At 30.9% G+C, this 5,987-nt stretch carries 7 protein-coding genes; all 7 read right to left on the bottom strand.

Features of this window, described 5'->3' with window-relative positions; genetic code table 11:
- Positions 1 to 32: 32 nt before the first annotated feature.
- Positions 33 to 494 carry a hypothetical protein gene (locus H526_RS0117840; RefSeq protein ID WP_027391786.1) on the bottom strand — a complete coding sequence of 154 codons (462 nt, stop codon included), beginning with the start codon at positions 492 to 494 and terminating at the stop codon, positions 33 to 35.
- A gap of 214 nt (positions 495 to 708) precedes the next feature.
- The gene (locus H526_RS0117835; protein ID WP_027394252.1) at positions 709 to 1,266 is read right to left on the bottom strand and encodes a hypothetical protein; all 558 of its coding nucleotides are present in this window, start codon (positions 1,264 to 1,266) and stop codon (positions 709 to 711) included.
- A gap of 277 nt (positions 1,267 to 1,543) precedes the next feature.
- Positions 1,544 to 2,080 carry a T9SS type A sorting domain-containing protein gene (locus tag H526_RS0117830; protein ID WP_027394251.1) on the bottom strand — a complete coding sequence of 179 codons (537 nt, stop codon included), beginning with the start codon at positions 2,078 to 2,080 and terminating at the stop codon, positions 1,544 to 1,546.
- The gene (locus H526_RS0117825; RefSeq protein ID WP_027394250.1) at positions 2,050 to 3,252 is read right to left on the bottom strand and encodes an SBBP repeat-containing protein; all 1,203 of its coding nucleotides are present in this window, start codon (positions 3,250 to 3,252) and stop codon (positions 2,050 to 2,052) included. Before H526_RS0117825 ends, H526_RS0117830 begins: the two co-directional genes overlap by 31 nt.
- 189 nt (positions 3,253 to 3,441) lie before the next feature.
- A complete protein-coding gene (locus H526_RS0117820; protein WP_027394249.1) occupies positions 3,442 to 4,539 on the bottom strand; it encodes a DNA topoisomerase subunit B in 1,098 nt (365 codons plus the stop codon).
- 192 nt (positions 4,540 to 4,731) lie between these two features.
- Complete coding sequence (locus H526_RS0117815) at positions 4,732 to 5,268, bottom strand: hypothetical protein (protein WP_027394248.1); 537 nt, start codon at positions 5,266 to 5,268, stop codon at positions 4,732 to 4,734.
- Positions 5,269 to 5,464: 196 nt separating this feature from the next.
- Complete coding sequence (locus H526_RS0117810) at positions 5,465 to 5,956, bottom strand: hypothetical protein (RefSeq protein WP_027394230.1); 492 nt, start codon at positions 5,954 to 5,956, stop codon at positions 5,465 to 5,467.
- Positions 5,957 to 5,987: the final 31 nt, after the last annotated feature.

Below are 5,987 nucleotides of genomic sequence, written 5' to 3'. Positions count from 1 at the left end.
AACGGTTTGTATAAAAATCGTTTTAATGCTTTTTATACTTTGTTGTGTAGCGTTTTTATCTTTCCCTCTTTTAATTTAGATATTTCTGTCGACCAAGGACTGTGATGATCGATAATCCATTCACCATTTCTATATATAAAAGAAAGATAAGCACTCATAATAACATTTTCATGAATTTTCAAATTATCGCCTTCACTAGGAGTATATTCAAAGTCAAAACAATCTTCACAGTTTAAATTCAAAGCAATCCATTCCGCATTTAATCCATTACCTAAATCATTTATTGGCATCATATATCGACCTATTTCCGTAATTTCTTTTTCTCCATCAAATTTGAAAAGAGTCCAAATGTATTCTAACGGAATTTTAGAGTCTTTTGGATTAATCTGCTCGACTAGCTTCCCTTTCTTTCTTATAAATTTTTTTGGTTTTCGAAACTTTATACTTTCTTTATCACAAGAACAAAATTTTATTCTATTTTCGAAATCACACATAATTTTTTAATGCTACACAACGTTAAATGTAAACGTCTGTGCGATGAAGAAAGTCATTGACTTTCGGAATAAGCACAAGGCGTTACACTTTTTAGTATTTTAAATTGATTCGGTTTAAAAATAATAAAATTTGTGGCGCCGACCTCACAAATACAAAACTCCCTTTGCCCAAAACACTAAAAAAGCATTGCGTTTACATAGTGTTGTAAAGTCGTTATTTTTCTGGACTCCAATTGATATCAACCTCTTTTATTGGTTTATCGACTTGCATTCCATAATCCCAAGTATTTCCAAAAGAAGAGTCATTATGATTTTCCATATCATATGCTATAGCAAAACCTATTAAACTTAATGAATCAACTTTGTTTTTATCAAATACAATTTTATATTTATCTTGATTAATAACTTTTTTAATCTCTCTTTTTATAAATCCAACTTGGTCGTCATTTTGAAAAACACCAATTAAATTTCCTGATTTTTGCTCATAGAAATTTAAAGAACCTTTTGAGTTTTTAATGCTAAACTCAATAAATGATTTACTTCTGATTTTTGTATATCCATTTTGAAATTCAAGAGTGTAGTTCATTAAGTTAGAGAAATCGTTGTCTTTTTTAACAGATATTACTTTTCTTTCTCCTAATGAATAGATGTCAATAGTCTCTTTTAGGTTAAATAATTTGGTTTGAGATTTATATTCTAATACATCATCAATATAGATGTCATATCTATTAAGTATCAAGTTCCATTTTTTTTGGACTATTTTTATTTCCATCTATTTATATGATGATTTCTTAATGCTTTACAACGGTTTGTGTAAAATGCGTTTTAATGCTTTTTACACAGTGTTGTAAAGCGTGTTTTTTATTTTTGAGAGTATTTGTATTACTTAAGTTAATCACCAAAAAAGTTGTTAGCTTGGACAGAAGTTTTAGATCGGTTAAATATTTTTAAGGATTATTGGGACATAAATTAATATTCGGTTTTTAGCTCAAATTTTGATATGGTATAATTTGTAACTATTTTATTTCTGTCTATGATTATAGTTGATTTTAATCTTTCAAAAGTTTTATTGTACTATTATTATTTGATGTTTGCAGAGTTAAGAAGTAAATACCTTTTGCTTCAGGCAATTTAATAGTTGTATCAGTTAATATACCATATCTTTCTTCTAAAAAAATTTTTCCTTGTACATCGGTTAGAATTAATTTAACATTATTGATTGACTGATTGAATTCAATATTTACTTTATCAACTGAAGGATTAGGGAATATAGTTACTTTAGTGTTATTTATTAGTTCATTGATTCCAAGTGTATTTTGATTCATTTTCAGGACAAAAACATCTAACTGCCCTGATGAAATCAAGTTACTATTTTCCTCACCTGATTCGAAATCCACTGTACCTTCAAAAGAACCTGTTATATAAACATTTCCAGAAACATCTGTATTGATAGAGTGTCCAATATCACCAAGAACACCACCAAAGGAATTTGCCCAAATAAAATTACCATTGGTATCTATTTTTTGAATAAATACATCCGTTTTCCCTACCGAAGTTAAATTGTATATTGTTGGACTAGGATCCATTTCTGCAGTGTCGTAAAAACGACCTGTGGTATATATATATATCCTGAAGCATCTACCTTCATGGAGAAGCCAATAATCAATGATGAACCTCCAAAAGATTTAGCCCAAATAAAATTGCGGTCAACATCCATTTTTAGAATAAAGACATCAGCCCATCCTGAATTGGTCAAATTGTGTGTTTCCGAACTTGGATCAAAATCTACCGTATTGCTAAAATAACCCATCATATACAGGTTGCCTAAAGCATCCGCTTTTAAGGAATAAACATTATCCTCCGAAGTTCCACCGAAGGACTCTGTCCAAATAAAGTTGCCATTTGTATCCAATTTTAGAACAAATACATCAGTACGTCCTGCCGAAGTCATATTATAGGATCCCATACCTGGATCAAAATCTACCGTGCCTTCAAATGTACCTGTTATATAAACATTTCCAGAAGCATCTGTAGTGACAGGGCGTCCATGAAAATTTTGCTCACCATTGACTGATTTTGCCCAAATAAAGTTACCGTTAGTATCCATCTTTAAAATAAATGAGTCATAATTTCCCACTGCAGTCAAATTATAAATTCCTTCCTCGCTTGGATCAACGTCTATAGTACCAGGAAACCTCCCTGAGGTATATACATTTCCCATAGAATCTGTAGTTGTTGAGAAGGCTATTCCACCAAAGGATTTTGCCCAAATAAAGTTGCCGTTAGTATCCATTTTCAATAAAAAGGAACCCGACGCCCCTCCTTTAGAATCTAGGTAATGGGTGTCTGGACCAGGGTCAAAATCTACATAACCACTAAATCCTCCTGTTATTAATATATTTCCATAATTATCTAATTCAACCGAGTGAGCTATATCAAATGAAGTTCCACCAATGGATTTTACCCAAATAAAGTTGCCGTTAGTATCCATTTTGTGGATAAAAATTTGCCTAACTCCATATTCATCATTAGATCCAGGTTCAGTCACGTTGTAGACCCCATCATTTGGATCGAAATCTACTGTGCCTTCAAAAGTACCTATAGTATATATGTTGCCTGAAAGGTCTACAGCTATAGAGTTACCAGTATCAAGAAAAGTCCCACCGAAGGATTTTACCCATTGATAGGTTTGAGCATATGTAAAATTTAGTATAAAGAAGAAGGTTGTGGAAACAAATGTTGCAAGTTTTATTCTCATAATTAAATGTTTGGCTAAAACAGTGTAAAATTAGGTTTTATTTTATTAAAATTTACAAAACCCATTTGAGTAACCTAGACTAAGTGAATTAGTCTTTTTGTTTTAATTTCAATAAATGTTTATTAAAGTGCATGATTTACAACGTTAAATATAACAAACGTTGCTGACCTAAAGGGCAGCTATGTTTTGTTATATAGTGTTATCACCTATTTTAAATTTTTGTATTAGTTTTTTTGTTGACTCCTCATTCTGCTCAAATTTTTTAAAGAGTACATTAGAAACATGATTCGCAATTGGTTCTATTATTTCTGAATTAGCAAGTTTGTTTTTTACACAACCACTAAAAACCGGCTCGTTCATTCGAATATTTATTGCAGCTATCAAATTTTCTTTCATTCCTTTTTCAGAGATTTTAAAGACTTCCGTAAGATTGTTTTTTTGGAAGTATTTCATAACTCCATAAGTTAACCCTTTTAACAATCCATCCACATGGCTTCCATTTTCATGTGTGTAATAATCATTCACAAAAGACCTTAAAAAAGGTTCGTCAACAGTATAGTCTCTAAATGCAAATGCAATCTCTATCCGAAAATCGTTAATTTGTTCATCAATTGTAGTCTCAAAATAGCTCCCACCAAGTCCTCTTAACTTTTCTATTTCGAGTCGGTCACTAAGTCCATTTTTAAAATGATATATAATGTTACAATTTTCATTTCCAACTTGATATAAAAATTTGAATTTCACTTTCTTGTGTAAGTATGCAAATTCACTAATTTCATGGCTTATAAAGTTCTCATTCCAGTTAAATTGGTCGCCCCAAATTTCCTTGTCAAGAGTAAAGTTAATTTCCATTTCAGAGCACCGAATCTGATTTTTTCCTTGATCTCCATTTATAAAAACTCCTTTTCCATATTCTTGTTTATAGATACAATTATGATCTTTATCTAATAGATTAATTTTGAATCTCTCACTAAGTGCATTGAGAGTTTGGAATTCTAAGATAAAAGGATTTGTTCTATGAGAATTGTGATCCCATTTACTCCAATTATCAACAACGATAGATTTAATGTTTGTAACACTTAAAACTGCAGAATTTGGTTTAGTAATTTCAAAAGAAATAGAGTCCGATTTTAAGTCATTTAGAACATTACTATAAAGTCCTTTAAGTAACTCTACGAAGCCTTTTATATTTACTCTTCCCAGGTACATTCCGGGTCTCAAACGAATATGCTCATTCCACATCAAACTTGGGATTTCGTCTTTCGTATATTTCTTTTTATTTGTCAAAATTATATTCTATTGGTGATAAAGTTAAATATATGTGTCGTAACAGGGCAAAATGTTACCAAGCCATCGACATTTTCTGTGCAGATTTTATAACTTTTTCGCTCTAAAATCTTTGCACTCTAGCAAATATACAGGAACCTTTGGGTTATCAGGTACCTGCTATGATTACATATATCATGTTGTACGCAGTATTTATATATTCTCGAAGTAATATGCAATCGTAATGAGATATTCCGCTTTTCCGTTAAAAGTCAATTCTTTTGGTGTTTCAATAATCTCAATCGCACAAAAAGCAAATTTGTTTTCTCCTTTCCAAAATAAATGTTGGTCATTTCCGACGCCTTTAGTTTGTCCAAATTTGTACTTAACATCTGTACTTTTTAAAAGATTTACAATCGTTTCCGAGTTCGATTGGTCAGACTGTTTCTTTAAAATTATTTTAAAAGCGGATACCTTTTTATCGGTATCGTCATATAAAACAAGTAGTTCAGCCGAACCATTCGATAAGTCCAAATAGTTATTTTCTGTAATATCACTAAATGTTCCTAAAAATGCTACACGTGCTTTTTCTAATGAAGGATCCTTATTGATTTCATTCACTATCTGTATTTTACTCACATTCTTTGGAAGGTCAAAAAAGAGATTATTCATAAAGGTTTCTGTTTCAGATTCCTCTTGAGAGAAGCATAAAAATGGCAGGATAAATAATAGTAATATATGTCTTTTCATAGTTCTGTTCATATTGCGTACAACGTTTAATATATGTGTCGTAGCGGAGCAAAATGTTACCTTGCTTTTCGATATTTCTGCGCATTGGTTGCTAACTTTTACTTTTTGCAAGCATTGCGCCTTACCAAAAATACAACAACCATTCAATTCATCACTTAGCTGCTATGATCACATATATCGTGTTGTAGCTAGTTTTTTAATAAGATGTACCAGATTTACTTACGCCATATTTATCAGGAACATACAAATGAAATGTATTTACTTCGTCACAAAAGTCTGGCTCCGAAATTATTGACATTTTTTCACCAATAGTATCCGTCATAATCTCTTTGAGTTCGTTAACATTCTCAACAGTATTCCATTCCGAACCACCATTTTTTTTATATTCTTTGTAAGTATTATTTACAATTAACAATTCAGGATCAAAATTATTTTCGACTTGAGATTCCGTTACGGTTTTTATAAAATCCTCAGTTACTATTCCATTATTTAATTCATTAACCTCTTTGAATACAGTTATTGAGTCACTTTCATTACTCTCATTAATAAGTTCATCTAATTCATTTGAATTCTCCATAAAGAAATAGTTTCGGTTATTTCCAGAGTTAGGGATTCTAACTAATACTAAAACTTTAGCATTGTCTTTTAGTAATTTCGTTACTGATTTTATGAAGTCACTTTTTGTCATTTACAGACTTTGATTTAATTAGCTACAACGT

The organism is Aquimarina latercula DSM 2041 (genome assembly GCF_000430645.1).
Classification (GTDB): Bacteria; Bacteroidota; Bacteroidia; order Flavobacteriales; family Flavobacteriaceae; genus Aquimarina; species Aquimarina latercula.
The sequence above is the reverse complement of the archived record's forward strand: the minus strand, read 5'-3'. Positions and strand labels throughout refer to the sequence as shown.